This window comes from Micromonospora sp. DT63 (assembly GCF_049841615.1).
GTDB lineage: Bacteria > Actinomycetota > Actinomycetes > Mycobacteriales > Micromonosporaceae > Micromonospora.
The window spans coordinates 97,269-122,093 of the sequence record NZ_JBNCKQ010000007.1 but is presented as its reverse complement, the minus strand read 5'-3'; the positions used below and the strand labels follow the sequence as shown (position 1 = coordinate 122,093).

28 protein-coding genes are annotated in these 24,825 nt (G+C 72.7%); 19 read left to right on the top strand and 9 right to left on the bottom strand.

What is annotated here, in order from left to right:
• Nucleotides 1–101 precede the first annotated feature (101 nt).
• The 3 genes from ACLQ27_RS24575 to ACLQ27_RS24565 are packed head-to-tail and all read right to left on the bottom strand — an operon-like array spanning nucleotide 102 to nucleotide 3,315.
• Nucleotides 102–968 (bottom strand): carbohydrate ABC transporter permease, encoded by an 867-nt coding sequence (locus ACLQ27_RS24575; protein ID WP_357489790.1) that lies wholly within the window; start codon nucleotides 966–968, stop codon nucleotides 102–104.
• Nucleotides 968–1,924, bottom strand: coding sequence for a carbohydrate ABC transporter permease (locus ACLQ27_RS24570; protein ID WP_357489792.1), 957 nt, complete (start codon nucleotides 1,922–1,924; stop codon nucleotides 968–970). Before ACLQ27_RS24570 ends, ACLQ27_RS24575 begins: the two co-directional genes overlap by 1 nt.
• Complete coding sequence (locus ACLQ27_RS24565; RefSeq protein ID WP_357489794.1) at nucleotides 1,921–3,315, bottom strand: ABC transporter substrate-binding protein; 1,395 nt, start codon at nucleotides 3,313–3,315, stop codon at nucleotides 1,921–1,923. Before ACLQ27_RS24565 ends, ACLQ27_RS24570 begins: the two co-directional genes overlap by 4 nt.
• A 115-nt stretch (nucleotides 3,316–3,430) precedes the next feature.
• Between ACLQ27_RS24565 and ACLQ27_RS24560 the strand changes: the two genes are divergently transcribed.
• From ACLQ27_RS24560 to ACLQ27_RS24540, 5 genes are all read left to right on the top strand, one after another.
• Nucleotides 3,431–4,468 carry a zinc-dependent alcohol dehydrogenase gene (locus ACLQ27_RS24560; RefSeq protein WP_357489796.1) on the top strand — a complete coding sequence of 346 codons (1,038 nt, stop codon included), beginning with the start codon at nucleotides 3,431–3,433 and terminating at the stop codon, nucleotides 4,466–4,468.
• Nucleotides 4,469–5,290: a TIM barrel protein gene (locus ACLQ27_RS24555; protein WP_425868833.1), complete on the top strand. Its 822-nt coding sequence runs from the start codon at nucleotides 4,469–4,471 to the stop codon at nucleotides 5,288–5,290.
• Nucleotides 5,287–6,627 carry an MGH1-like glycoside hydrolase domain-containing protein gene (locus ACLQ27_RS24550; RefSeq protein WP_425868831.1) on the top strand — a complete coding sequence of 447 codons (1,341 nt, stop codon included), beginning with the start codon at nucleotides 5,287–5,289 and terminating at the stop codon, nucleotides 6,625–6,627. The genes ACLQ27_RS24555 and ACLQ27_RS24550 overlap by 4 nt, the downstream gene beginning before the upstream one ends.
• A gap of 59 nt (nucleotides 6,628–6,686) precedes the next feature.
• Nucleotides 6,687–7,085, top strand: coding sequence for an NUDIX hydrolase (locus ACLQ27_RS24545; protein WP_357489800.1), 399 nt, complete (start codon nucleotides 6,687–6,689; stop codon nucleotides 7,083–7,085).
• 107 nt (nucleotides 7,086–7,192) lie between these two features.
• Nucleotides 7,193–7,702 carry a DUF2267 domain-containing protein gene (locus tag ACLQ27_RS24540; RefSeq protein WP_357489802.1) on the top strand — a complete coding sequence of 170 codons (510 nt, stop codon included), beginning with the start codon at nucleotides 7,193–7,195 and terminating at the stop codon, nucleotides 7,700–7,702.
• 25 nt (nucleotides 7,703–7,727) lie between these two features.
• Here the strand turns inward: ACLQ27_RS24540 and ACLQ27_RS24535 are convergent, their stop codons facing one another.
• Both ACLQ27_RS24535 and ACLQ27_RS24530 read right to left on the bottom strand, forming a co-directional pair.
• Complete coding sequence (locus tag ACLQ27_RS24535; RefSeq protein ID WP_425868829.1) at nucleotides 7,728–9,032, bottom strand: hypothetical protein; 1,305 nt, start codon at nucleotides 9,030–9,032, stop codon at nucleotides 7,728–7,730.
• Nucleotides 9,033–9,082: 50 nt separating this feature from the next.
• On the bottom strand, nucleotides 9,083–9,598 hold the full coding sequence (locus ACLQ27_RS24530; RefSeq protein WP_357575233.1) for an NUDIX hydrolase: 516 nt from the start codon (nucleotides 9,596–9,598) through the stop codon (nucleotides 9,083–9,085).
• A 64-nt stretch (nucleotides 9,599–9,662) separates the two neighbouring features.
• Here ACLQ27_RS24530 and ACLQ27_RS24525 point away from each other — a divergent pair, with 64 nt between their 5' ends.
• Entirely contained in the window at nucleotides 9,663–10,154 is a 492-nt protein-coding gene (locus ACLQ27_RS24525) for a type II toxin-antitoxin system PemK/MazF family toxin (RefSeq protein ID WP_234588172.1), read from the top strand.
• A gap of 307 nt (nucleotides 10,155–10,461) precedes the next feature.
• On the opposite strand, the gene ACLQ27_RS24520 is transcribed toward ACLQ27_RS24525, so the two are convergent.
• The gene (locus ACLQ27_RS24520; RefSeq protein WP_425868827.1) at nucleotides 10,462–11,112 is read right to left on the bottom strand and encodes a flavodoxin family protein; all 651 of its coding nucleotides are present in this window, start codon (nucleotides 11,110–11,112) and stop codon (nucleotides 10,462–10,464) included.
• A 160-nt stretch (nucleotides 11,113–11,272) separates the two neighbouring features.
• On the opposite strand from ACLQ27_RS24520, the gene ACLQ27_RS24515 reads away from it, so the two are divergent.
• The 3 genes from ACLQ27_RS24515 (at nucleotide 11,273) to rox (ending at nucleotide 13,652) form a co-directional block, all read left to right on the top strand.
• Nucleotides 11,273–11,617: an ArsR/SmtB family transcription factor gene (locus ACLQ27_RS24515; RefSeq protein WP_357489810.1), complete on the top strand. Its 345-nt coding sequence runs from the start codon at nucleotides 11,273–11,275 to the stop codon at nucleotides 11,615–11,617.
• On the top strand, nucleotides 11,601–12,074 hold the full coding sequence (locus ACLQ27_RS24510) for an SRPBCC family protein (protein WP_425868826.1): 474 nt from the start codon (nucleotides 11,601–11,603) through the stop codon (nucleotides 12,072–12,074). Before ACLQ27_RS24515 ends, ACLQ27_RS24510 begins: the two co-directional genes overlap by 17 nt.
• 150 nt (nucleotides 12,075–12,224) lie before the next feature.
• Nucleotides 12,225–13,652 carry a rifampin monooxygenase gene (rox, locus tag ACLQ27_RS24505; RefSeq protein ID WP_425868824.1) on the top strand — a complete coding sequence of 476 codons (1,428 nt, stop codon included), beginning with the start codon at nucleotides 12,225–12,227 and terminating at the stop codon, nucleotides 13,650–13,652.
• Between the two features lie 28 nt (nucleotides 13,653–13,680).
• Here the strand turns inward: rox and ACLQ27_RS24500 are convergent, their stop codons facing one another.
• Nucleotides 13,681–14,331, bottom strand: coding sequence for a GGDEF domain-containing protein (locus tag ACLQ27_RS24500; RefSeq protein ID WP_357489816.1), 651 nt, complete (start codon nucleotides 14,329–14,331; stop codon nucleotides 13,681–13,683).
• Between the two features lie 267 nt (nucleotides 14,332–14,598).
• Here ACLQ27_RS24500 and ACLQ27_RS24495 point away from each other — a divergent pair, with 267 nt between their 5' ends.
• From ACLQ27_RS24495 to ACLQ27_RS24465, 7 genes are all read left to right on the top strand, one after another.
• On the top strand, nucleotides 14,599–14,838 hold the full coding sequence (locus ACLQ27_RS24495) for a DUF397 domain-containing protein (protein WP_234588179.1): 240 nt from the start codon (nucleotides 14,599–14,601) through the stop codon (nucleotides 14,836–14,838).
• A 138-nt stretch (nucleotides 14,839–14,976) separates the two neighbouring features.
• Nucleotides 14,977–15,864, top strand: a complete 888-nt coding sequence (locus ACLQ27_RS24490) for a helix-turn-helix domain-containing protein (protein WP_357489818.1) — start codon at nucleotides 14,977–14,979, stop codon at nucleotides 15,862–15,864.
• A 128-nt stretch (nucleotides 15,865–15,992) separates the two neighbouring features.
• Complete coding sequence (locus tag ACLQ27_RS24485) at nucleotides 15,993–17,057, top strand: LacI family DNA-binding transcriptional regulator (RefSeq protein WP_425868822.1); 1,065 nt, start codon at nucleotides 15,993–15,995, stop codon at nucleotides 17,055–17,057.
• A 2-nt stretch (nucleotides 17,058–17,059) separates the two neighbouring features.
• Complete coding sequence (locus ACLQ27_RS24480; RefSeq protein ID WP_357575234.1) at nucleotides 17,060–17,263, top strand: hypothetical protein; 204 nt, start codon at nucleotides 17,060–17,062, stop codon at nucleotides 17,261–17,263.
• Nucleotides 17,264–17,350: 87 nt separating this feature from the next.
• Nucleotides 17,351–18,823 carry a protein kinase domain-containing protein gene (locus ACLQ27_RS24475; protein ID WP_425868820.1) on the top strand — a complete coding sequence of 491 codons (1,473 nt, stop codon included), beginning with the start codon at nucleotides 17,351–17,353 and terminating at the stop codon, nucleotides 18,821–18,823.
• 24 nt (nucleotides 18,824–18,847) lie between these two features.
• A complete protein-coding gene (locus ACLQ27_RS24470; protein ID WP_357489824.1) occupies nucleotides 18,848–19,723 on the top strand; it encodes an alpha/beta fold hydrolase in 876 nt (291 codons plus the stop codon).
• 60 nt (nucleotides 19,724–19,783) lie between these two features.
• Nucleotides 19,784–20,434 carry a histidine phosphatase family protein gene (locus tag ACLQ27_RS24465; RefSeq protein ID WP_357575236.1) on the top strand — a complete coding sequence of 217 codons (651 nt, stop codon included), beginning with the start codon at nucleotides 19,784–19,786 and terminating at the stop codon, nucleotides 20,432–20,434.
• A gap of 15 nt (nucleotides 20,435–20,449) precedes the next feature.
• On the opposite strand, the gene ACLQ27_RS24460 is transcribed toward ACLQ27_RS24465, so the two are convergent.
• Nucleotides 20,450–20,950, bottom strand: coding sequence for a DinB family protein (locus ACLQ27_RS24460; protein WP_425868817.1), 501 nt, complete (start codon nucleotides 20,948–20,950; stop codon nucleotides 20,450–20,452).
• Between the two features lie 104 nt (nucleotides 20,951–21,054).
• Nucleotides 21,055–21,735, bottom strand: a complete 681-nt coding sequence (locus ACLQ27_RS24455; RefSeq protein ID WP_425869099.1) for a carbon-nitrogen hydrolase family protein — start codon at nucleotides 21,733–21,735, stop codon at nucleotides 21,055–21,057.
• 100 nt (nucleotides 21,736–21,835) lie between these two features.
• Between ACLQ27_RS24455 and ACLQ27_RS24450 the strand changes: the two genes are divergently transcribed.
• The 3 genes from ACLQ27_RS24450 to ACLQ27_RS24440 are packed head-to-tail and all read left to right on the top strand — an operon-like array spanning nucleotide 21,836 to nucleotide 24,507.
• Nucleotides 21,836–22,645 carry a DedA family protein gene (locus ACLQ27_RS24450; protein ID WP_425868815.1) on the top strand — a complete coding sequence of 270 codons (810 nt, stop codon included), beginning with the start codon at nucleotides 21,836–21,838 and terminating at the stop codon, nucleotides 22,643–22,645.
• A 60-nt stretch (nucleotides 22,646–22,705) separates the two neighbouring features.
• Nucleotides 22,706–23,866, top strand: a complete 1,161-nt coding sequence (locus ACLQ27_RS24445) for a sensor histidine kinase (protein ID WP_425868813.1) — start codon at nucleotides 22,706–22,708, stop codon at nucleotides 23,864–23,866.
• The gene (locus ACLQ27_RS24440; RefSeq protein ID WP_357489834.1) at nucleotides 23,857–24,507 is read left to right on the top strand and encodes a response regulator transcription factor; all 651 of its coding nucleotides are present in this window, start codon (nucleotides 23,857–23,859) and stop codon (nucleotides 24,505–24,507) included. Before ACLQ27_RS24445 ends, ACLQ27_RS24440 begins: the two co-directional genes overlap by 10 nt.
• The last annotated feature ends 318 nt before the right edge of the window (nucleotides 24,508–24,825 follow it).

Sequence of the window (24,825 nt, the reverse complement as noted above, 5' to 3'; positions counted from 1 at the left end):
GCGCGACGGGCCGGTCCGGCAGGCGCCCCGATCGGTGGCAGCTCAGCGGCGACGGGGTCGGCGTGTCGGGTCGCTGGGCTGCCACCGATCACTGAGACACCTCAGCCCTTCTCCGCGCCGCTGGTCAGGCCCTCGGTGAGCAGCCGTTCACTGGCGAAGAAGAGGATCACGATGGGCAGGGTGAGGACGACCGATCCGGCCATCAGCACCGTCTTGGGCACCTCCACGCCGTCGGAGAGCAGGGACAACCCCAGCGACACCGTCCACCGGTCCGGTTTGTCGACCAGGAAGAGCAGGGCGAAGAGGAACTCGTTCCAGGCGATCATGAAGTCGTAGAGCGCGACCGCCATGATCGATGGCGCGGCGAGGGGCAGGCTGACCCGGCGGATGATGCCGAGTCGGCCGGCGCCGTCGATGGCCGCCGACTCCTCCAGGCTGACCGGGATGGTCTCGAAGTAGTTCTTCAACATGTAGACCGACACCGGCAGCGTCTGCGAGATGTAGACCAGCACCAGGCCCAACAGCGAGCCACGCAGCCCGGCGAGGCTGAAGACCACGAACAGCGGGATCGCGATGACTATCGACGGGAACAGGTAGACGGCCAGGAACAGGAAGTCGACCTGGCGCCGGCCGAAGAACCGGAGCCGGGCCACCGCGTACGCGCCGGGGATCGCGACGAGCAGCGTGAGCACTGTCGCGGCGACCGAGACGATGCCGCTGTTGCGGATGAAGGTGAGGAATCCCTGACCGCCGTCGTCGGTGGCCTTGAGCACCTCGGCGTACGTGGCGACGGTCAACTCGCCGAAGCCGATGACCAGCGAGCCCGGGTCGAGCAGCAGCCGCTCGATGGGGCGTACCGAGAGCACGAGCATGTAGTAGAAGGGAAAGACGGTGACGACCAGGAACGCGGCGATCACCAGGCGGCGCAGCCAGCGCAGGCTCACCGTCTCGACCATGTCCCGGTCCATCAGCTGACCCTCCGTCCGAAGAAGCGCAGATAGATCAGCACGAACACGATGAGCACCACGGCCAGCACGACCGCCTGCGCGGCCGCCGCGCCGATGTCGGTACGGGCGGTGAGGAACTCGTACACCCGGACGCTGACCACCTCGGTGCCGGCGGCCCCGCCGGTGAGCAGGTAGACGTCGTCGAACTTGTTGAACGTCATGATGAAGCGCAGCACCCCCAGCAGGGCGATCACCGGCAGCAGCTGCGGCAGCAGGATGTGCCGGAACCGCTGGGTGGGCGTGGCCCCGTCGACGCGGGCGGCCTCCTCCAGCTCACCGGGCACCGCCTGGAGCCGGGCCAGCAGGAACAGGAACGCGAACGGGAAGTAGCGCCACGCCTCGAACACGACGACCGTGGCCAGGGCTGTCGACTCCTGGGTGAGGAAGGGCACGGGTGCGTCCCAGCCCAGCAGGCGCTGACCCCAGTGGTTGACGATGCCGAGCTGCGGGTCGAGCATCACCTGCCAGACGAAGGTGACCGCGACCACCGGCGCCACGTACGGCAGCAGCATGGAGGCCCGCACCAGCGTGCGGCCCCGGAACGGGCGGCGTACCACCAGGGCGGCGACCAGGCCGAGCGCGATCGACCCGACGGTGCCGCCGACGCTGTAGAGCAGCGTGACCCACAGCGTGTCGGCGAAGCCGGGGGTGTGCAGCACCCGGTCGACGTTGTCCATGGTGAAATCGCCGAAGAGCCCGGTCTTGCGCAGGGTGGCGAGCCGGACCCGCTGGAAGGCGAGCACGACGGTCCAGATGATCGGGATGCCGATGACCGCGATGGTGACGAGCAGGGTCGGCGCGACAAGCGCCAGCCCGGCACGGGACTCGCGGCGGCGCAGCGTCAGTGGTCGGCGGTGGGGCCGATCCGGCCGCTCCCTGGTGGGGGAGCGGCCGGTGTCGGGGGCGGTGGTGGTCAATTGACGCCCGCCTTGATCGCTTCGACGTCCTTCTTGGCCCGGCCGGCGGCGGCCGCCGCGTCGGTCTTGCCGGAGGTGAGGTCGCCCAGCACCTTGGGCACCGGCAGCTCGCCGAGCATGGCGCCGACCAGCTTGCCCTGCCCCTGGCTGAGCCCCCAGCGCCCGAAGGTGTCCGGGCTGCTGCGCAGGGTGGCCAGCACCTCGTCGCCGTACACGTCGGAGAGGGGCTTCTTGGCGTCCACGCCGGCCTGGCTGGTGTTCCAGGCGGTGAGGAACGCCTCCGGCTCGGCAGTGGTGCCCTTGCGCACCGGGAACCGGCCCTCGGGGGACATGCCGAACCAGCGCGGGTAGCCGTCGCCGAGCATGTACTCCACGAAGGACTTCGCCGGGTCGGTCACCGCGCCGTCGAGCACGGCCCACGAGCTGATCTCGCCGTACTGCGCGGGCTCGGTGCCGTTGGGGCCCTTGATCGCGGTGACGAACCCGCTGTTCTTGGCCAGGAACGTCGGGTCGGCCTGGCACTGCGGGCAGGTCGGCTTGGCGTCGTTACGCAGCCCGGCCAGCTCGTCGAGGATGAACGGCGACCAGATCACCATGGCGGCCTTGCCCGCGAAGTAGGTGGCCCGCGTGGTGTCCACGTCCTGTGCGCCCTTGACCGAGCTGGTGCGGATCAGGTCGCCGTAGAAGCGGAACGCCTCGACGCACTGCGGCGAGTCGAGCGTCACCGCGCCGGAGTCGTCGGTGAGCTGGCAGCCGTTGGCCAGGGCCAGGTGCTCGAAGGTCTGCTGGGTGAACACGTCGCTGGGCGAGGTCGCCGCGGTGATGCCGGCGACGCCGCCGGTGTTCAGCTTCGCCGCGGCGGTGGTGATCCGTTCGTACGTGTCGGGGGCGGGCAGGCCGGCGGCGGCGAACAGGTCCTTGCGGTAGACGAGCAGCTGCCCCCACCCGTCGCTGGGCACGGAGAGCTGCTTGCCGTCGTCGGAGGTCAGCTCCAACGCCCGGGGGGAGAACGTCTGCCGGCCCAGCTTGTCGACGACCTCCGCGTTCGCCGAGGCGTGCAGCAGCTCGTTGCCGGCGAGCGTACGGATGCCGGCCAGGGAGACCGAGCCGACCACGTCGGGCAGGTCGCCGGCGGCGGCGTTGGCGGCGATCAGGGACGGGAACTGGTCCTCGTTGACGGTCACGAGGTCGACCTGGATCCCGGTCTTCGCGGTGAAGTCCGCGATGATCGCCTTGGTGGCGGTGACGCGGTCGGCGACGTCTTCCAGACTCCAAACGGTGATCTTTTTGCTGTTGCTGTCGGATCCGTCATCTCCGCAGGCCAGCAGGGTGGACGCGGTCAGTGCCATGATCAGGGTGGTGGCGAGTATCCGCCTCGGAGGTGCTGACATCGGTGGCACTCCTCTCGAAGGGTACATACGGGATTCAACACCTTCGATAGATCAATGACAAGACATATAGCGATTTTTTGCTATCCTGGAACCCAGTGCTACCGGGATGTGACACATGGGCAACTGGGTGGTCTCTCTCGCCGGGCCTCGACGGATCAGCCTCGAGCCCTGCCCGCCGGATCCGCTCGGCCCGGGCCAGGTCCGGGTCCGCACCTGCTACTCGGGCATCTCCGCCGGCACCGAGCTGACCCTCTACCGGGGCAGCAATCCCCGGCTCAGCAAGGACTGGGACGACGCCGCCCGCATGTTCGTCCCCCGCCAGACCCCCGTGCCGTACCCGCTGATCGGCTTCGGCTACGAGGAGGTCGGCGAGGTCGTCGAGGTGGCGCCCGAGGTCGTCGACAGGCACCCGGGGCAGCTCGTGTGGGGCATCTGGGGGCACCGGGCCGAGGCGGTGCTCGCCGCCGACGCGGTCCGGCCGCTCCCCGCCGACCTGGACCCGCTCGCGGCTGTCTTCGCCCGGCCGGGCGCGATCGCACTGACCGCCGTGCTCGCCGGTGACCTGCACCTGGGCGACTGGGTCGGCGTCTTCGGGCAGGGCGTCATCGGGCTGCTCGCCACCCGGCTCGCCGTGCTCTCCGGCGCCCGGGTGGTCGCCGTCGACCAAGTGCCCGGCCGGCTGGCGTACGCCAGCCGCTACGGCGCGCGGTCCACAGTGGACGTCGCGACCCGGTCGGCCGCCGCCGTGCTCCGCGAGGCCACCGGCGGCCGGGGCGCGGACGTCTGCCTGGAGCTGTCCGGGGCGTACCCGGCGCTGCACGAGGCGATCCGCTCCACCGCACACGCCGGCCGGGTCGTGGCCGCCGGCTTCTACCAGGGCCAGGCCGACGCGCTCGGCCTCGGCGAGGAGTTCCACCACAACCGCATCCAGTTGGTGGCCGCCCAGGTCTCCGGGCCCACCCCCGCGCCGAGCATGGCCGGCCGGTGGACCGGAGACCGGGTCGCGCAGACCTTCATGGACCTGGTGGCTGAGCGCAGCGTCGACCCGTTGCCGCTGGTCAGCCACATCGTCGACGCCAGCGCGGTCGCCGACGCCCTCGCGCTGCTCGACCGCGGCGCCGGTGACGTCCTCCAAGTGGTGTTGAGGTTCTAGATGACCACCATCGCGCTTGCCTGCCAGGAACAACTCCTGCCGGGCACCAACCTGATCCAGAAGTACGCCCTCGCCACCGCCCTGGGCTACCAGGGCATCGAGCTGCGCGGCCGCGGTGACCTCGCGTTCGCCCGTCGCCTGCCCGAGCTGCGCCGGGCCCGCGCCGCCGGGGTGGTGATGCCCACCGTCTGCGTCGAGATGGACCACTTCATCGGCGACTTCGACAGCGCCCGGTCCGCCGACGCCGTGCGCAACCTGCGCTCCCAGCTCTCGGTCATCGCCGAGCTGGGCGGCGTCGGGGCGATGACCCCGGCCGCCTGGGGCATGTTCTCCCGGCGGCTGCCGCCGTTCGAGCCGCCACGCCCGCCGGCCGGCGACCGCCAGGTGCTCCTCGACGCCCTCGGCGAGCTGGGCGAACACGCCCGCGCCGAGGGGGTCACCCTCTTCCTCGAACCCCTCAACCGGTACGAGGACCACATGGTCAACCGGCTCGACGAGGCGGTCGCCCTCTGCGCCGCGCTCGGACTGCCCTCGGTGCGGGTGGTCGCCGACACCTTCCACATGAACATCGAGGAGGACGACGTGCACCGGGCGCTGCGCGCCGCCGCGCCGTATCTCGGGCACGTGCAGGTCAGCGACTCCAACAGGTACCAACCGGGCGCCGGGCACCTGGACTGGCCGGCGCTCGTGCGGACCCTGCTGGAGCTGGACTACCGGGGCTGGCTGGCTCTGGAGTGCCGGCTGCGCGGCGACCCGGTCCGGGCCCTGCAACAGGCCGCCGCGGTGCTGCGGCACGCGCTGCCCCGGCGGGCCGCCGCATGACCGCCGGTGCCGTCCCCACCCGTACCGGCGGGCCGACCGGCCTGGCCGGGCTGCGCCGGCTCGCCGTCGCCACCCTCGACGCCAACTGGGAGCACGACCACACCGTCCCGTCGCGCACGCTCTACCCGCACCAGTGGAGCTGGGACTCCGCGTTCATCGCGGTCGGCCTGGCCCACGTGCGTCCCGAGCGGGCCTGGCAGGAACTGACGAGCCTGTTCCGGGCGCAGTGGGCCGACGGGCGGGTGCCGCACATCGTGTTCAACCCGGCGCTGCGCGTCGGCGCGTACTTTCCCGGGCCGGAGCTGTGGCGCTCGTCCGACGTCGAGGGCTCGCCCACGGTGGACACCTCCGGCCTGGTCCAGCCGCCGGTGCACGCGCTCGCCGCGCTGCTGGCGTACCGGCGGGCACCCGATCCGGCCGGGCTGGCCGCGCTGCGCCGGCTCTACCCGGCGCTGGTCGCCCAGCAGCGGTACCTGGCGACGCGGCGGGACGTCGCCGGCGACGGGCTGGTGTGCGTCGTACACCCGTGGGAGTCCGGTCTGGACAACAGCCCCGCGTGGGACGAGCCGATGGCCGCGGTCGACGCGGACGCGGCCGTCATGCGCGCGTACCGCAGGCACGACACCGCGCACGCCGACGCCGCGCACCGCCCCACGGACCTGGACTACGCGCGTTACCTGGCGATCGTCGCGGCCTACCGCGACCACGGCTACGCCGACCGCGACCTGGCCGACGGCCATCCGTTCCTGGTGGAGTGCCCGCTGTTCAACGCGGCGTTCGGGGCCGCCGAGCACGCGCTGGCCGAGATCGCCGCGCTGACCGGCGCGGACCCGGCCCCGCACCGGGTCCGCGCGGACCGCGTCACCGAGGCGCTGGTACGCCGGCTGTACGACCCGGGCACCGGCACCTTCCAGCCCCGCGACCTGCGCACCGATCGGCTCGTCGGCGCGCGGACCGTGCTCGGGCTCACGCCGCTGATCCTGCCCGGCCTGCCCGCCCGGCAGGTCGACGCGCTGGTCGTCGAGGCCCGGTCACCGCGTTTCGGGGTGGCCCGGTGGATGGACCGGCCGCTGCCCACCTACGACCGCACCGCGCCCGACTTCGAACCGTTGCGCTACTGGCGCGGGCCGAGCTGGCTGAACATCGGCTGGCTGGTGCGGCGCGGCCTGCTGACCCACGGGCACCCGGAGCTGGCGGCCGGCCTGCGCCGCTCGATGATCGACCTGGTCGCCGGGGCCGGCTGCCACGAGTACTTCCACCCCGACACGGGCGCCGGGCTGGGCTCACCGGCGTTCGGCTGGACCGCCGCGCTGCTGCTCGACCTGCTGGCCGATTGACTGTCTCGCGGCCGGCGCCGGGTGGTAGCGTGCCCGCTCTCAGCGGGGCGGGAGGCGGCGTGCGCGAGATCGACAAGGTGGCCTGGATCCTCATCGAGGACGGCCGGGTGCTGAGCACCCGTTCGCAGGGCAAGGACGTGTGGTACCTGCCCGGGGGCAAGCGCGAGCCGGGGGAGAGCGACCTGGAGACCCTGCGCCGGGAGATCGACGAGGAGTTGAGCGTCGAGGTCGACGTGCGAAGCGCCGTGCACCTGGGCACGTTCAGCGCGCAGGCGCACGGGCACGCGACCGGGATCACCGTGCGGATGACCTGCTACCGGGCCGGCTACCGGGGGCGGCTGCAGCCGGCCAGTGAGATCGCCGAGATGGCCTGGCTCGGGTACGCCGACCGGCACCGCACCTCCCCGGTCGACCAGCTCATCTTCGATCACCTGCTGGCGGCGGACCTGCTGCGCTGACGGCTGCTCGGGCGCGCTGGTCGGCTGCGCTGGTTGCTGCGCTGGTTTGCTGCGCTGTCGTGCCGTCGGCGTCGTTTGGCGTCGGCGGCCCGGGGTAAGCGCGCGGCGTGACCGACAGCGCGGGCGGCGACGGGTTTCCGCACTTCATCGACGCGGTGTCCCGACGGTCCGGCCTGCCGACCGAGCAGGCCGCGGCGCTCGCCCGCGCGGTGCTCCAGACGATGGCCGAGCGAGTCACGGGCGGCCCGCCGGACGAGCTCACCGGTCACCTTCCGGACGAGGTCGACGGCTACCTGGACGACGCGCCGCCGAGCCCGCCCGGTGGCGTTGACGGACTCGACACCGGTGTGGGCCTCGACGTCGGTGGGGCTGACGTCGGTGGGCCTGTCGCGCCGCCGCCGGTGGACGCCGGCCCGGCGGAGTTCCTGCGCCGGGTGGGCCAGCGCGCCGGGGTGGACCCGGCCACGGCACGGGCCGGCACCGGAGCGGTCTTCGCGACCCTGCGGGAGGCGGTGACCGTACGGGAGTTCCGGGAGATGGTCGCGCGACTGCCCCGCGACGACCACGGCGGTACCGCGACCGATCCGCCCATCGTGCCCGACCCGTCCACCCGCTGACCGTCGCCGGGAACCGCGCCGGTGCCTAGACGTCGGCGTCGGGCAGGTCCTCGGGCTCGGTGATCCACGCCGAGAAGACCGGCACTCCGTGCCACGGCCCGGTGGCGCCGTCGGCAGTGGTGTCGGTGGCGACGGCCACCACTGCGTACGGGTGGCCGAAGCGCAGCTCGGCGGTGCGGGCGACGCCCTCCGGCGGCAGGCTGACCGTCCCGAACATGCCGGTCACCGCCGCCGCCTCGAAGCCGTACCGGCCGTACCGCGCCATCGCCACCTGCCGCGCCTCGAAGCCCTGCACCGGTTGGGCGAGCGCCCCGGCCAGCGCCGCCGTCGCCGCCGGGAAACCCAGGTGCGCGGCGGTCAGGTCGTGCTCGCTGCGGGCCGACCAGCAGGGGAGCACCGCCCGGTGTCGTTCCTCGCGGCCGTCGCGGGCGCGGGTCCGGACCCGCTCCTCCCGCAGCGTCCACAGCGCGGTGTCGCCCAGCGGCAGGTCGAACAGCGAGCGCCGTCCCGGCGGTTGCGCGCCGTCGGCCGCGCCGGCACCGAGGTCGTACGCGGCGGCGAGCACATCGGTCGCCGGCACGTGCGGTGCGGCGGCCACCGAGAGCACCACCAGTCCCGCGCCGTCGGCGGCCTGGGCCCGGGCGGCGTGCACGATCACGTCACCGGCCCGATCGGTAGTGACGATGGCCCCTTGGTGCCCGTGGTCCGGGCTGCGCAGCGCTCGCCGTAGGTCCCGCGCCCAGGCGCTGGCCGGGCCGAGCGCACGCGCGTCGGTGACCTCGAACGGCTGCGCCCAGGAGATCCGGGTGGCCAGCGCGCTGGCCAGGGCGAAGACGACGTCCGGGTGGACCTTCAGGGGGAACGTCTCGATCAGGCCGAGGGTGTGCTCGCGTGCCCACGCGTCCAACCCGGCCTGGTCCGGCAGCGTGCCGACCTCGGTCGCCGCCGGCAGCGCCGCCCGCCACCCGGCCGGCTCGTCGGTGCGCCGCCCCGCTCGGAGCCAGAGCGCGGTGGCCGACGCGACAAGTGGATGCGGCGCATCCAGCAGCGCGCGGGCCACGGTGGCCGCGCTGGCCAGGTCGGTGCCCAGCGCCGCCGCGAGCCCCTCGGCCCCCGAGCCGGAGTTGCCCGCCCTCTCGGAGTTGCCCGCCCTCTCGGAGTTGCCCGCCCTCTCGGAGTCGCCCGCTGGTTCGGAGCCGGCCGTCGCCGCCGCGCTGAGGGCGAGCAGCAGCCAGGCCCCGAGCGGGGAGGCGACGTGATGCCGGTCGCCGATCGTGGCGTGCAGCCGCCCGGCGTACGCGGAGAGCGGCGCGTGCAGGTCCGTCGTCATGTACCCACTCTGCCCGTCGCATCCGCGTCCGGCATCTTCGCCGGCCCCGCTCACGACCACAGCTCGAACGGTTCGTCGATCTGCTCGCCGGCCAGGAAGGCCGTGATCAGCCGGGGGAGCTGGCCGGGATAGAACCGTTCCCCGCTGGCCACCACCTCCGGCAGCGGCCACCACCGGAAGCCGAAGTAGTCCTCCCGCTCGTAGTCGAGCCGGTACGCCTCGTCCACGTCCGGCCCGGGCCCGTTCAGCCGTACCGCGACGATCAGCTCGTCCTGGACGTGCCGCAGTTGGCGGTGCAGGAAACTCGCCCGTCGTCGCCAGGTCGGTGCGCCAACCTGGTCGGCGGTGATGACGATGCCGGTCTCCTCGCGCAGCTCCCGCACGGCCGTGTCCCGGTACGTCTCACCGGGGTCCATGCCGCCGCCGGGCAGCTCCCACCACGTGCCCAGCCGGGGATGGTCCGGGTCGCGGGTGTGAAACAGCAGCACCCGGTCGGCGTCGTCGCGAACGACCACGCGCACCGCGCGCCGCTCGAGGATCGGCAGGTCGTCGGGCAGTTCGTCCATCGGGCCAGTCTGCCGCAGTGCGCCGACGCCGGCCGGCCGCGCCGGGGCCGGTAGGCTGCCCGCCGTGGCTGGTCTCTTGAGGAACGTGGCGCAACGCATCTCCCGGGTGGGCGCGGCAATCCCGTCGCCCCGGCGTACCGGGCCGGCTCCCGCGCGGGTGGCCCGCCCTCGCCAGGTGAGCGCGTTGCAGCGTCGGGAGCTGACCTACGCGCCCGAGCGGGACGGCCAGGCCGACCCCGGCGAGATCGTCTGGACCTGGGTGCCGTACGAGGACGACCCCCGCCAGGGCAAGGACCGCCCGGTGCTGGTGGTCGGACGGCACAGCCGGACGCTGTTCGGGCTGATGCTGTCGAGCCAGAGCGAGCGGGACGGTCAGCGGCACTGGTTCGCGCTCGGTCCCGGCGAGTGGGACCGCGACAAGCGGCCGAGCTGGGTCCGGCTGGACCGCGTGCTCACCATGCGTGAGGACAGCATCCGCCGCGAGGGCGCCGTGCTGGACCGGCCCCGGTTCGACCGGGTCGGGCAGGCGCTGCGCGCCGGCTACGGCTGGCGCTGACCGAAACCCCGTTGGCGCACTGTCGCAGCGCGCCCTGTCGAGGTTCCTTCGGGCCCTGTCGAGCTGCCCCACCGGTGGGGCAGTGTGCGGGGTCTGGAGCGTGCCCAGCGGTGGGGCAGCGTGCGGATCTGGAGCGTGCCCGGCGGTGGGGCGGTGTGCGGATCTGGAGCGCGCCCGTGCCCCACACGTAGGGCAGCTCGACAGGTGACGTGGAAACCGTACGCCACGGCTCGTTGAGCCCCGGGCGCCCGGCCGACCACGGCCTCGATGCGGGCGGTGCTCGTCGGCGTTGTGAAGCGCGCGGCGGTCAGACGGGCTCGCGGCTCGGGCCCACCGCGGCGCCCTGCGCCTCCGGCGGCGGGTACGGCTGCTCGGCGAGCAGCCGGGCCAGGTGCGCGCTGTTGAGCGCGAGGGCCTTGGTGGTGCGGCCGGTGGTGTCCGGCTTGGGGCCGGCGTCGCGGTAGTCCACCTTGTGCAGTGCCTCGCCGACCCAGTAGGTAGCGCCGGCCGCCGCGATGGTGAAGCCGACCTCGCTGAGCGCGCACTGGACTTCGCCGATGCTGTGGTGCGCGCCGTCCTCGTTGCCGACGACCGCGACGCCGGCCACCTTGCCGTAGGTGAGCAGCCGTCCCTCGTCGTCGGTCTCGGACAGTTCAGCGTCCAGACGTTCGAGGACCATCTTGGTGACGCTGGCGGGCTGGCCCAGCCAGATCGGCGTGGCGATGATGAGAATCTGGGCCGCGAGCAGCTTGGCGCGGATCGCGGGCCAGCCGTCGCCGTGGCCCTCGTCCGTCGACACCCCGAAGCGCACGTCGTGGTCGACCACCCGCACGATCTCGCCGTCCACGCCCTGGCGGGCGAGTTCGGCCAGCACCTCGCGACCCAACTGGTCGGAGCTGGACGGGGTTGGCGACGGCTTGAGCGTGCAGTTGAGGACGAGGGCGCGAATGCTCACCACGACGGGTTCCTCTCGGCGACGGGACGGCCGGCTTCCCCATACCCGGTCTCCGGGGTGACTCACCAGGGTGACGCCGCGTCCTCTTCTGAACGGGTTGACAGGCAGCCGTTGAACTGTAGATTCAACCTATCGGTTAATAATCTAGGTGGTTGAAAGCGACATGACAGCAGATCCGGTCAGCGCCGTTTTCGCCGCGCTCGCCGACCCGACCCGCCGCGCCATCCTGGCCCGGCTGGCGACCGGCGAGGCGACGGTGAACGAACTGGCGGAGCCGTTCCCGATCAGCCTCCAGGCGGTCTCCAAGCACCTCACCGTGCTGGAGCGTGCCGGGCTGATCGTGCGGACCCGCGAGGCGCAGTGGCGGCGGTGCCGGCTCGACCCGGCACCGCTGCGCACCCTCGCCGAGTGGGTCGACCAGTACCGCCGGCTCTGGGACGAGCGCCACGACGCCCTGGACGACTACCTACGCGACCTGAAGGAGACCAGCCGTGACCGAAACCCGTGACCTGACGATCGACATGTCCTCCGACCGGGACATCACGATGACCCGGTCCTTCGACGCTCCGCGCGACCTCGTCTTCGCCGCGCACACCCAGGCCGAACACCTCAGGCACTGGTGGGGCCGGGGCAACCCGCTGGACGTCGAGATCGACTTCCGCGAGGGCGGCCGCTACCGCTTCGTCGAGCACGCTCCCGACGGCAACGTGTACGCCTTCCGGGGCGAGTTCCGGGAGATCGTCGCGCCGGAGCGGATCGTGCAGACGTTCGAGTTCGAGGGCATGCCCGGCCAGGTGGCGGTGGAGACGCTGGTCTTCACCGAGCAGGACGGCCGCACGGTCCTCACCGGCACCACCCGGTTCGACACCACCGAACAGCGCGACGGCATGGCCGAGTCCGGGATGGCGCAGGGGGCCGCCGAGTCGTACGCCGCCCTGCAGCGCCACCTGTCCACAATGCGCTGACGGGTAGGCGCGAGGAGAAACAGAAATGGCAGGGAAGTCGCGCTCCCTGCCACCTCCAACTTATATCGCACCCGGGGTCTTGCGGCAAGACCCGGGTGATGCCGCAGAATCTCCACCCGAAGCCCAAACGTGGGAAAATCGGGGGATATCGTGATCGATGTGATCATTGCCGGCGGCGGACCGACCGGTCTGATGCTGGCCAGCGAACTGCGACTGCACGATGTGCGCGTGGTCGTGGTGGAGAAGGACACCGAGCCGACCCGCTACGTCCGTTCGCTGGGTCTGCACGCGCGCAGCATCGAGGTGATGGACCAGCGCGGGCTGCTGGAGCGCTTCCTCGCCCTGGGCACGCGGCATCCGCTCGGTGGCTACTTCGCCGCGATCCCCAAGCCGTCGCCGGGTGGTCTCGACAGTGCCCACGCGTACGTCCTCGGTATTCCGCAGACCACCACCGACCGGCTGCTGGCGGAGCACGCCGTCGAGGTCGGCGTCGAGGTCCGCCGCGGCAGCGAACTGGTCGGCCTGAGTCAGGACGACGACGGGGTGACGGCGGAGCTGGCCGACGGTACGCCGCTGCGGTCGCGCTACCTCGTCGGCTGCGACGGCGGCCGGAGCACGGTCCGTCGGCTGCTCGGTGTCGGCTTTCCCGGTGAACCCAGCCGGGTCGATTCGCTGCTCGGCGAGATGGAGGTGGGCGTACCGGCGCAGACGGTGGCCGAGGTGGTGGCCGAGGTCCGCAAGACCCACCTGCGGTTCGGCCTCGGGCCGCTCGGGGACGGCGTGTACCGGGTTCTCGTGCCCGCCGCCGAGGTGGCCGAGGACCGCTCCGTCCCGCCGACGATCGAGGAGTTCCAACAGCAACTGCGGGCGTACGCGGGCACCGACTTCGGCGTGCACTCGCCACGCTGGCTCTCCCGCTTCGGCGACGCCACCCGGTTGGCCGAGCGCTACCGGGTCGGCCGGGTGCTGCTGGCCGGAGACGCGGCGCACATCCACCCACCGACCGGCGGGCAGGGGCTCAACCTCGGCATCCAGGACGCGGTCAACCTCGGCTGGAAGCTGGCCGCCGAGATCAACGGCTGGGCGCCCGACGGGCTGCTGGACAGCTACCACGCCGAGCGGCACCCGGTGGCCGCCGACGTGCTCGTCAACACCCGCGCGCAGATGTTCCTGCTGTCCCCCGAGCCGGGGCCGCAGGCGGTCCGCCACCTCCTGTCGGAGCTGATGGACTTCGAGGACGTCAACCGGTACCTGATCGAGAAGGTCACCGGCCTGGGGGTGCGCTACGACTTCGGCGAGGGCCACGAGCTGGTCGGTCGGCACCTGCGGGACGTACCGCTGAAGCGGGGACGGCTCTACGAGCTGCTGCACGGCGGTCGCGGGCTGCTGCTCGATCAGACCGGCCGGCTCTCGGTCGACGGGTGGGCCGACCGGGTCGACCACGTCGTCGACGTCAGCGCGGAACTGGACGTACCCGCGGTGCTGTTGCGGCCGGACGGCCACGTGGCCTGGGCCGGTGACGATCAGGCCGACCTGGTCGCTCAGCTGCCCCGGTGGTTCGGCGGACCCGCCGTCTGAGGCGGACCCGCCGCCTGAGGCCGTCCTGTCACCACTCCGCGAGGCGGGCGCTGTCGACGAGCTGGCGGGGCGCCCGCGGGCCGGAGAGGCTCTTCGCCTGGTACATGGCCGCGTCGGCGCGGCTGAGCGCGTCGGTGAGCTGGGCCGGACCGGTCACCGGGGCGAGCCCGACCGAGGCGGTGACGCGGACGCTGCACCCGTTGAGCCGGATGGGCGCGGCGACGGTCTCGCTGAGGCGGCGGGTGGCGTGCTCGATCCAGCGCCGGTCGACAGTCGGGCTGGCGAGCAGGCCCGCGAACTCGTCGCCGCCGAGGCGGGCGACGAGGTTGTCGCCGGCGAAACCGGCCAGCCGTTCGGCCACGCTGATCAGCACCTGGTCGCCGGCGGCGTGCCCGTACCGGTCGTTGATCTGCTTGAAGTCGTCGAGGTCGAGCACGATGGCGATCAGCGGCTGGCCGTCGGCGTTGGTGAGCAGCGCGGCCGCGAGGCGGTAGAAGGCGCGTCGGTTGGGCAGCCCGGTGAGCGGGTCGTGGCTGGCGGCGTGCCGTTCGGCGGCCAACTCGGCCTGGAGGTGCCCGATCTCGGCCTCGGCCCGCAGGGCCCGTCGGCGCATTTGCCAGGAGGAGAGCAGGGCTCCCGCCGCACAGATGCCGGAGGCGACGCTCATCGGATCCGGCACGAGACCTCCCATCGTCGCGACCGCCTCCAGCCGTCGGTCTGCGCGGCGCGGTGCCGCGTCGGGGCCAGTTTTCCCTGGTGGTTGCCCCAGTCGGGGTAACGCAAAGTGAACGGATAAGCACCGATCACGTGCGTTATCATGCTCGCCGTCCGGTGCAGATGCAATAGCAGATGCACGTGCATAACGATCCACTGTCGATACCGCACCCTCGCCGTCACCGCTCCTCCCACGGGCACCGGCGGGCTCGTGAGCAGAAAGACGCCTCTCATGCAACAGCCACCCAATGGCGTTCCGATTACTCAGTTGCCCCCGCTGAGCTGGCAGAAGAGCCGCCGCAGCAACCCCAGCGGCAACTGTGTCGAACTCGCTGAACTGCCCGGGGGAGCCGGCATCGCCGTCCGCAACTCGCGCCATCCGGAGGGACCGGCACTGATCTACACAGTGGACGAGATCGCCGCGTTCGTGCTCGGCGCACGCGACGGCGACTTCGATCACCTGATCAACTGACCGGTCGCCCAGGGCCGTCCCGGGGACGGGACTGAATCGCCGGTACGGAGGAGTTCACCTCACTGTCGGTCCATGGCATGCTTACACGTCGGCCGGGCTGGGTGCCCGGCCGCGTGGTCGGTATCCGGAGGTCCGCACGTGACGATGGTTCCCGCCGAGGGCGGTCCGACAACCGGGCCAACCGTGCTGCGCATGCTGCTCGGCGCCCAACTGCGCCGCCTGCGGGAATCCAGCGGAGTGACCCGGGAGGGCGCCGGGTGGGAGATCCGCTCCTCTGAGTCGAAGATCAGTCGGATGGAGCTGGGTCGGGTCGGCTTCAAGGAGCGCGACGTGTCCGACCTGCTGACCCTCTACGGCGTCAGCGACGAGGGCGAGCGCGAGGCGCTGCTGAAGCTCGCCCGGGACGCCAACAGCCCCGGCTGGTGGCACCGCTACGGCGACGTGCTGCCCAGTTGGTTCCAGTCGTACCTGGGCCTGGAGGCGGCGGCTGCGCTGATCCGCAGCTACGAGGTGCAGTTCGTCCCCGGCCTGTTGCAGACCCGGGAGTACGCGCGGGCGGTGGTGCTGCTCGGGCACGGGGCGGCCGGCGTCGCCGAGATCGATCGCCGCGTGGAGTTGCGGATGCAGCGCCAGCAACTGCTCCACCGGGACAAGCCGCCGCAGCTCTGGGCCGTGGTGGACGAGGCGGCGCTGCGCCGTCCGATCGGCGGCGCCGAGGTGATGCGTGAGCAGCTCGTCGCGCTCATCGAGGCCACCAAGTCGCCCACCATCCGCCTCCAGGTCATCCCGTTCGCCGCCGGTGGCCACGCGGCCGCCGGTGGCGCGTTCACCATCCTGCGCTTCGGTGACCAGGAGCTGCCGGACATCGTCTACATCGAACAGCTCACCAGCGCCATCTACCTCGACAAGCGCGACGACCTCGACTATTACGCAGTGGCCATGGAGCGGCTGTGCGTCGAGGCCGAGCCGCCGGAGCGTACGCCGGAGATCCTCGGTCGACTGCTGGAGGAGCTCTACCCGCAGTGAGCGCCCGCCCGGGGCGGCAGTCGCACCCGGGGTGGCCCTGCGGGTTCGCAGGTTCGTATTGACCGTCGCCAACTCGTCGGGTTAGTCTCTGTATCGATTCAGTCTGAATCGATACAGAGAGGTGCCGGGTGAAGCCAACACTGCAAGCCGTCGCGGACGCCGTAGGTGTCTCCCGCAGCACCGTGTCCAACGCCTACAGCCGTCCCGACCAGCTCTCCACGGCGCTGCGCGAGCGGATCCTCGACGCCGCCCGTCAACTGGGCTACCCCGGGCCCAACCCCACCGCCCGCTCCCTGCGCCGCGGCTTCGTCGGCTCCATCGGGGTCCTGTTCACGTCGCAGCTGTCGTACGCCTTCACCGACCCCTTCGCGATCAGCTTCCTCACCGGGGTGAGTGGCGCCGCCGAGCGACACGGCACGAGCATGCTGCTGGTGCCGCTCCCACCCGCGCAGACCGACGCCCGCCGCGCGGTGGAGAACGCCGCAGTCGACGGCTTCTGCGTCTACTGCGTCGCCGACGAGGAGTGGGCGTTGGACGTGATCCGGGCGCGTGGACTGCCGTACGTCAGCACGGCCCCCCGCGACGACGCCGGCGCGGACGAGCGGTACGTCGGCATCGACGAGCGGGCCGCGGCGCGCAGCGTCGCCGCGCACGTGGCCGGCCTCGGTCACCGCCGGGTGGCCCTGCTCGCCGACGCCGTGCTGCCCGACGCGCCCGCCGGCCCCGTCACCCTGTCCGGGGCGCACGAGGCGTGGCACCCGACGACCCGCGGCCGGCTCGCCGGCTTCGCCGACGCGTTCGCCGACGTCGGCGTCGACTGGGCGGAGCTGACGCTGGTCAACGCCCTCGGCAACAGCCGCCAGGCCGCGGCCGCCGCCGTCGCCGGCCTGTTCGACAGGCCCGTGCCACCGACCGCCGTGCTGGCCGGTTCCGACATCCTCGCCCTCGGTGTGCTCGACGCGCTGGCCCAGCGGCCGGGCGGCACCAACCCGCCGGTCTCGGTGACCGGCTTCGACGACATTCCGGAGGCCGCGTCGGCCGGCCTCACCACCGTCCGGCAGCCGGCCGAGGAGAAGGGCCGGATCGCCGCCGAACTGCTGCTCGACCCACCAGCGGACGCCGCAGCCGGTCACGTGCTGCTGCCCACCGCACTCGTCGTCCGGGCCTCCACCGGACCTGTCCCGAGGAGTTGACCATGGAATTCCCGACCGGCTACGTCACCGCTCTCGACGCGATGAACCGACACGTCAACTCGGCCCGACCGGACGCCCCGGTCCAGGCCGAACGGCAGCGCCGGCCGCTGCTCGCCCCGACCCGACAGGTGACCGCCGTCGCCCTACGCCGGCTCGCCGACCGGATCCAGCCCCGACCGATGCCCACGGTGACCCGCTGCTCCTGACCCATTTCGGCACAGGCGGGACGAACCGTGCCGGGTCGGGCACGCAGAGTGGTCGAAGGGGCACTCGCCAGGCAGACTGGTGAAGCCATGTCACCCTTCACGCCCACCCTCCGCCTCCACGACCGCTACGTCCTGCACGAGCGGATCGGGCTCGGTGGCATGTCCGAGGTGTGGCGGGCCGACGACGAGGTCCTCGGCCGGCCGGTCGCGATCAAGGTGCTGGCCGGGCAACTCGCCGCCGACCCGCAACTGCGGGCCACCATTCAGCGCGAGGCCCGCGCGGCCGCCCGGCTGACCCACCCACACGTCACCCAGGTGTACGACTACGCCGAGGCGACGCTGGCCGGCGGCGTCGTCGTCCCGTACCTGGTGATGGAGCTGGTCGAGGGCCACAACCTGGGCGACCGGCTGCGCGGTGGCCCGCTGCCCTGGCCGGAGGCCGTCCGGGTGGCCGGGCAGATCGCCGCCGCGCTGGCCGCCGCGCACCGCATCGGCGTGGTGCACCGCGACGTCAAGCCGGGCAACGTCATGCTCACCGACACCGGCGCCAAGGTCCTCGACTTCGGCATCGCCGCGCTCGGCGGGCTGGACAGCCAGTCCGGCGAGCCGCTGATGGGCACACCCGCGTACTTCGCGCCCGAGCGCCTCACCGCCGGTCCGCCCGATCCGGCCAGCGACGTGTACGCCCTCGGCGCGCTGCTTTACCGCACGCTCACCGGCCAGGCGCCCCTGCCCGTGCAGAGCTGGGAGGACGCCCTCGAGGTGCACCGGCAGGGCACGCCGGTGCCGCCGCTGCGGGTGGACGGCCTGCCCGCCGACATCGCCGACCTGACCCTTGCCTGCCTCGCCGCCGACCCGGCCCGCCGGCCGAGCGCCGCGCAGCTGGCCCGCCGGTTCGGCGCCGGTCAACCGGTCGAGCCCCCCACCGAGCTGCTGCGCATCGTGCCGTCCGCCGCGGCGGCCCATCCGCCGACCCTGATCGACCGCTCGGCCGCCCGGCCCGTGCCGGTTCCGGCCGTGCCGGCCCGCCGCCGATCGCGCCGACCTCTGGGCCTCCTCGTCGCGGCCGGTCTCGCCATGCTGGTCGGCCTGGGCGCGGTGCTCACCCAGGGCCTCGGCACACCCGACACTCCCGACACTCCCGGGCCCGCGCAGGTGGCGGCCCCGCCGTCGACCTCCGCCCCAGCGCCCGCGCCCAGCACACAGTCACCGAAGCCGTCGGCATCGGCGTCGGCGTCGCCGTCGACCGCAAGCGCCGCTCCACCGACGGTCGGCCAGCAGGTGCCGGTCAGCTTCCGCCAGGTCAGCGACGAGTTCACCGAGGTGCTCGCCGCGGCGGTGGCCCGTGGGGATGTCGACCGCAAGACCGCCCAGGACCTCCGCGACGACCTCGCCGACGTGAACCGACGGTCCAAGGACCGCGAGCGGCGCATCGCCGACCTGCGCGACACCATCGCCGAGTTGGTGGACCGTGGCCGGCTGCCGCGGCAGACGGGCGCCCAGCTCGACGCGCTGCTCAGTCAGGCCCGCGGGCTGCCCGCCGGCCGCACCGACGGCTGAGGCATCTGTCGTAGTCTCACCGGCATGACGACGAAGCAGACCCACACCCTCGCCGTGCCCGGCGTCGAGCTGGTCTACGACGTCCGCGGCCCACTGCCCCCGGGCGGCGGACGGCCCGCGCTGCTCATGATCGGCCAGCCGATGACAGCGGAGGGCTTCGACGCGCTCGCCCCGCACTTCAGTGACCGCACCGTCGTCACCTACGACCCGCGCGGGCTTGGCCGCAGCATCCGTACCGACGGCCGGTCCGACCACACGCCGCAGCAGCAGGCAGCCGACCTCCACCTGCTCATCGAGGCGCTCGACGCCGGCCCGGTGGACGTGTTCGCCAGCAGCGGCGGTGCCGTGACCGCACTCGAACTCGTCGCGACCCACCCCGGCGACGTCGTCACGCTGGTGGCCCACGAGCCGCCGATCAACGCGGTGCTCCCGGACGCCGCGGCGGCCGAACGCGCTCGGAACGGCTTCTACGAGGCGTACCAGGCGAAGGGATTCGGCGCCGGCATGGCCTCGTTCATCGCGATGACGTCGTGGCAGGGCGAGTTCACCGACGCCTACTTCGCCCAGCCCGCGCCCGACCCGGCGATGGTCGGCATGCCCACCGACGACGACGGCAGCCGCGACAATCCGCTGCTGTCGAAGAGCTCGTGGGCGATCACCGACTACCGCCCCGACGCGAGCGTGCTCACGGCGTCGTCGACCCGGATCGTGATCGCGGTCGGTGAGGAGTCGGCGGGCACCTACACCGCCCGTACGGCCCTCGGCACGGCGGCGCTGCTCGGCCAAGAGGCCGTGGTGTTCCCGAGTCACCACGGCGGCTTCCTCGGAGGCGAGTTCGGCTACGCGGGCAAGCCCGAGGAGTTCGCCGCGCGGCTGCGCGAGGTGCTGGACGCCGGCTGACGACAGTCATCTCGTACGGACGGCTGATCCATCCGCGTGCGTCGCTGGCATGATGGGCCGATGCGAACACGGTTGATCTTCGTGCGGCACGGCGAGTCGCTCCACCAGGTCGACGGGATCGTGGGCGGCCCGCACGGATGCCGCGGGCTGACGCCGCTCGGCCACGACCAGGCACACCGGCTTGCCCAGCGACTCGTCGACGACTACGCCGTCGAGGGGCCGGTGGCGGTGTACTCGTCAGTGCTGCGGCGCACCGTCGAGACCGCGCAGCCCATCGCCGCGGCGTTCGGCGTCCGCCCGCTGGCCGACTGCGGTCTGTGCACCTGGCACACCCCGCCGTACGCCGACGGGCTGCCGGTCACCCGCTTCCGTACCGAACACGCGGTGCCGGGCGGGGGAGTGTTCCGGCCCTTCGAGGACGGCAACGAGAGCTGGGCCGAACTGGTGGTGCGCGTCAGCCGCGCCATCATGGAGATCGCGCACCGGCACCGGGGCGGCACCGTGGTCCTGGTCGGCCACAGCGAGACCGTCGAGGGCGCCTTCCACGCGCTCGCCGCGCAGCCGATCTTCCGGGCGTTCGACCTGGACGTGCCGCCGGCCTCGATCACCGAGTGGGTCACCGACCACGACACCGGCGGCTGGCCGCCGGCCCGCTGGACCCTGCGCCGCTTCGGCGACACCGCCCGGGTCGGCCAGCGCGCGATCCAGTAACGCCGCGCCGGCGCCCTAGTCGCTGCTGAGGACCTGCTCGCGCAGGATCTCCGCGTGCCCGCAATGCTGAGCCAGCTCGCGCAGCACGTGCAGGTACACCCAGCGCAGCGGCAGCGGGCCACGCCGGTGGCCGCGCAGCACGTCGTCCATGCCCAGGGACGCCGTCGCGCGGCGGGACGCCTCGCACGCCTCGCGGTGCGCCTGCTGGACGGTGGCGATCGTGTCGCCGGCGGCCAGGATGAACGACTCGTCCGGCGTCGCCGGGATGCCGATCTCGGCGCGTGGCCGGCAGGTGACGGCCTCGTCGAACCAGACCTTCTCGACGAAGGCCGCGTGCTTCACGAGCCCCAGCAGCGTCGTGCGGGACGGCACCAACGAGCGTCGCGCCTGCTCCTCGGTTAGCCCGTCCAGGGAACTGTTGAGCGCGCGGCGGTGCTCGTCGAGAAACGCCTCGACCTGCGCCTGGGACGGCAGATCGACGACATCGTCGGCGAAGGTCGGCGGAAAACCGGTCATGGGCCGAAGCATGTCAAGGCCGCCGTCCACGAGCAACCGCGAAACGCACGAGCCGACCGACACCGAAGCGCCGTGACGCCGATCCGGCCGCACCGACTGCGTCCTCAGTGGAGGGTCGTCGCGGTCCACTCGCCCGGCGCCGTGTTCACCCGGGCGGCCACGTCACCCTGCGGCGTCCAGATGGCCGACCGGCCCGCCGCCTCGGTGTAGCCGCCGCCGGTGGACCCGGCGAAGCTCGCCACCGCCACCCAGACCCGGTGTGTCGTGGCGATCCGTTGTGCCCGCTCGTCCGGAACCGCAGCGTCGCGCGCCGACTCCAGCACCCCCGCCGCGTACACGTCGATCCCGAGTGCGGCCGTGCGCTGCGCGTGCGCGGCGACGCCGGTGTCCTTGCAGACCGCCAGCCCGATCCGCCACCCGTCCACCTCGAGCACACGTGGTGTGTCGCCCGGGCGGAACCGCTGCGCCTCCGCGCCGCCCAGCCACATCTTCCGGTACGCCACGGCCACCCCGTCGCCGGTCACCGCCAGCACCCCGATGTGGTCACCGGCCACCGGTGCGCCGGCCAGCGCCAGGGTGCCCGCCTCGGCGCACGCGTCGACAAGCGGCGCCAACCGGGGGTCGTCGACCGACACGACCGGGCCCTGCACCTCGTACCCCGTCAGGGACAGCTCCGGAAAGACCACCACCCGGGCGCGCGCCGCGCGGACCGCGTCGGCGTGTGCCCGCGCGTTCGCTGCGACATCCAGGGGTACGCACGGCGGCTGCGCCACCGCGAGCCGCAGCGGGGTGCGGTTTTCCGCACCCCCGCCGGTGTGGGCGACCCGCGGGGTCCGATGGTCCGCCTCATGGTCGATTCTCAGGATCGGTTCGTAGCGTGGGGACATGATTCGAACGTCGCACGCCGTCCTCGCCACCGGAACCCCCGCGGCCGCGGCCGAACCGCCCGAGGGCGGAATCGTCGGCTACGTCAGCCATCTGGTGGAACGGCTCGGCGGCCCGGGCGCCGGACTGGCGGTGGCGCTGGAGAACCTGTTCCCGCCGATCCCCAGCGAGGTCATCCTGCCGCTGGCCGGCTTCGTGGCGGCACAGGGGCGGATGAGCCTGGTCGGCGCGATCTTCTGGACCACGCTGGGCTCGGTGCTGGGCGCGCTGGCGCTCTACCTGATCGGCGCGTCCCTGGGCCGGGAGCGGATGCGCGCCATCGTCGCCCGACTGCCGCTGGTGAAGCTCAGCGACGTGGACCGGACCGAGGCGTGGTTTCTCCGGCACGGCGTGAAGGCGGTGTTCTTCGGCCGGATGATTCCGATCTTCCGGAGCCTGATCTCCATCCCGGCCGGGGTGGAGCGGATGCCGGTGCGGACCTTCCTGCTCTACACGACGCTGGGCAGCCTGATCTGGAACACCACCTTCGTGCTCGCCGGCTACCTGCTCGGCGACAACTGGCACCTCGTCGAGGGCTACGTCGGCACTCTCCAGAACGTCGTGATCGTCACCTGCGTCGCGGCCGTCGCCTGGTTCGTCGGCTCGCGGGTGCTGCGGGCCCGCCGCGTGGCGCGAAACCCCGCGTCGGACGACCGCTCCGGCTCGGACCCGGGGTCTTCCCGGCATGGTGCGCCGCCGTCGGGGATGCCGGATCCGGGCGGTCGGGGCACCCTCTACCGGGGAAGTTCCTGGGCCTCGGACGAGCGCTAGCGTCTCGCGGAGGTCTCCGGTGAAGCGGAGCGAAGGAGACGCCACCCGAAGGGACGCCAGGTGACCGGGGAGCGGCCAACCCGCCCGTGGTGGGCGCGGCTGCGGCTGCCGTTCGGCGTCGCCGTCGGGAACGCGACGGCCGCCGTCGAGCTCGGCTTCCTGGCCGTCGCGGCGGTCGCGCTCGCCGTGTCCGCGCTCGCGCCCGCGGCCGGCCGCCGGGTCACCGACCTGACCAGACGGTGCGCGGGACAGCTCGTACGCCTGGAACGTCGGCGTCTCGCCGGTCTGCTCGGCGCGGACGAGCCGCCCACGGCGCACGAGGTGGCGACCCGGCGGCAGGTCGGCTATCTGGCCGCCCGGCTGCTGCCCGGCACGCTCGGCCTGCTGGCGTACGCCGTGCTGGGCATCGGCCTGGTGCTCGCGGGGATCGTGCTGCGCGCGGCGGTACGCGGAGAGTTGAGCCTCTTCGACGCGCTGTCCCAGGTCGCCGTCGGCGCGGTGCTGCTCCTGCTCAACATCCAGGCCCTCGCCAGCATCGCCGCGCTGGACGTCCGGCTGGCCCGGCGGCTGCTGCGGCCGGGGCACCGGGCGGAGCTGACCCGGCGGGTGCAGGAGCTGACCACCAGCCGGGCAGCGGTCATCGCGGCGGTCGACGCCGAACGGCAGCGCATCGAACGCGACCTGCACGACGGTCTCCAGCAGCGGCTGGTCGCCCTCGGGATGCTGCTCGGGAGGGCCCGCCGCGCCCGCGACGCCGACCGCACCCGCGCCCTTGTCACCCAGGCCCACGAGGACGTGCAGCGGGCCGTCGCGGAGTTGCGCGAGGTGGCGTGGCGGGTCTACCCGTCGGCGTTGGACGCCAGCGACCTGGGTGAGGTGCTCGCCATGGTCGCCCGCGGTTCCGAGGTGCCGGTGCGGATCCGCTGCGACCTGCCGCTGCGCCCCGCACGACAGATCGAGACGGTGCTCTACTTCGTGGCCTGCGAAGCGCTCACCAACGCCGCGAAACACGCCGCCGCTAACCTGGTCACGGTCGAGATCGGCGTACGGGAGGGGTGGGTCCGCATGCGGGTGCACGACGACGGTGTCGGCGGCGCGGATCTCACCGGGCGCGGGCTGTCCGGGCTGGCTCGGCGGGTCGCCGCGCTGGACGGTCGGCTGGTCGTGACGAGTCCGGCCGGCGGCCCGACCACAGTGCTCGCGGAACTGCCGTGCGGTTAGTTCTCGCCGAAGACTCGACCCTGCTCCGGGAGGGCCTCACGCGGCTGCTGGCCGAGGAGGACCACGAGGTCGTCGCCGCCGTCGGCACCGCCGACGAGCTTGTCGAGGCGGTCGCCCGGTCCCGTCCCGACGTGGTGGTCACCGATGTCCGGATGCCGCCCACCCACACCGACGACGGGTTGCGTGCCGCGTTGGAGATCCGCGAGCGGTGGCCCGACACCGGCGTCCTCGTGCTCTCCCAGTACGTCGAGCGGCGCTATGCCGCCCGCCTGCTCGCGGACCGTCCCGAAGGCATCGGATACCTGCTCAAGGACCGGGTCGCCCAGGTGGACGACTTCCTCGACGCCCTCGACCGGGTCGCTGCCCGGGGCACCGCGCTCGACCCGGAGGTGGTCCGCCAGGTGGTGGCCGGATCGGAGCGACCCGACCCGTTCGGTCGACTCACCCCGCGCGAACGGGACGTCCTGCACGAGATGGCCCAGGGGCACACCAACGCCGCTGTCGCCCAACGGTTGCACGTGTCGCAGAGCGCCGTGGAGAAGCACGTCAACGCCATCTTCGACAAGCTCGGCCTCGCCCACACGACCGGCTACAGCCGCCGCATCCTCGCGGTCCTGCGCTACCTGGGCACCCCCTCGTAGAAGCCGGGATGTCCGGCTCATCCCGACCCTGAGGTGTCGGAGGTTCCGGGCGCATCGTCACCTGACGGTCCGCTCCGGCCCACTCGGGTGGATGATCGCGGGCGAAATGTCCGATCCTGGGGTCTTCAGGCTGTGACCTGTCGCATCCCTGGACCGGAATCGTGGCCGGCCGGGGGTCGTTACACACCCTGACGATCGCAGGACCACGGCCACCTCCACCCGCTCGACCGGATGGGGAATGGCCGGCCGGGCCGGGTCGTTGCAGACCCCCGAACGACAGTGGGCCCGCCCCCGGGTCCGCAACCTGGCCCCGGTGAG

Coding starts and splice junctions, on each gene's coding strand:
- ACLQ27_RS24575 (WP_357489790.1), bottom strand. CDS start 968: ATGGACCGGGACATGGTCGAGACGGTGAGCCTGCGCTGGCTGCGCCGC.
- ACLQ27_RS24565 (WP_357489794.1), bottom strand. CDS start 3,315: ATGTCAGCACCTCCGAGGCGGATACTCGCCACCACCCTGATCATGGCA.
- ACLQ27_RS24560 (WP_357489796.1), top strand. CDS start 3,431: ATGGGCAACTGGGTGGTCTCTCTCGCCGGGCCTCGACGGATCAGCCTC.
- ACLQ27_RS24555 (WP_425868833.1), top strand. CDS start 4,469: ATGACCACCATCGCGCTTGCCTGCCAGGAACAACTCCTGCCGGGCACC.
- ACLQ27_RS24550 (WP_425868831.1), top strand. CDS start 5,287: ATGACCGCCGGTGCCGTCCCCACCCGTACCGGCGGGCCGACCGGCCTG.
- ACLQ27_RS24535 (WP_425868829.1), bottom strand. CDS start 9,032: ATGACGACGGACCTGCACGCGCCGCTCTCCGCGTACGCCGGGCGGCTG.
- ACLQ27_RS24530 (WP_357575233.1), bottom strand. CDS start 9,598: ATGGACGAACTGCCCGACGACCTGCCGATCCTCGAGCGGCGCGCGGTG.
- ACLQ27_RS24515 (WP_357489810.1), top strand. CDS start 11,273: ATGACAGCAGATCCGGTCAGCGCCGTTTTCGCCGCGCTCGCCGACCCG.
- ACLQ27_RS24495 (WP_234588179.1), top strand. CDS start 14,599: ATGCAACAGCCACCCAATGGCGTTCCGATTACTCAGTTGCCCCCGCTG.
- ACLQ27_RS24480 (WP_357575234.1), top strand. CDS start 17,060: ATGGAATTCCCGACCGGCTACGTCACCGCTCTCGACGCGATGAACCGA.
- ACLQ27_RS24475 (WP_425868820.1), top strand. CDS start 17,351: ATGTCACCCTTCACGCCCACCCTCCGCCTCCACGACCGCTACGTCCTG.
- ACLQ27_RS24470 (WP_357489824.1), top strand. CDS start 18,848: ATGACGACGAAGCAGACCCACACCCTCGCCGTGCCCGGCGTCGAGCTG.
- ACLQ27_RS24465 (WP_357575236.1), top strand. CDS start 19,784: ATGCGAACACGGTTGATCTTCGTGCGGCACGGCGAGTCGCTCCACCAG.
- ACLQ27_RS24460 (WP_425868817.1), bottom strand. CDS start 20,950: ATGACCGGTTTTCCGCCGACCTTCGCCGACGATGTCGTCGATCTGCCG.
- ACLQ27_RS24450 (WP_425868815.1), top strand. CDS start 21,836: ATGATTCGAACGTCGCACGCCGTCCTCGCCACCGGAACCCCCGCGGCC.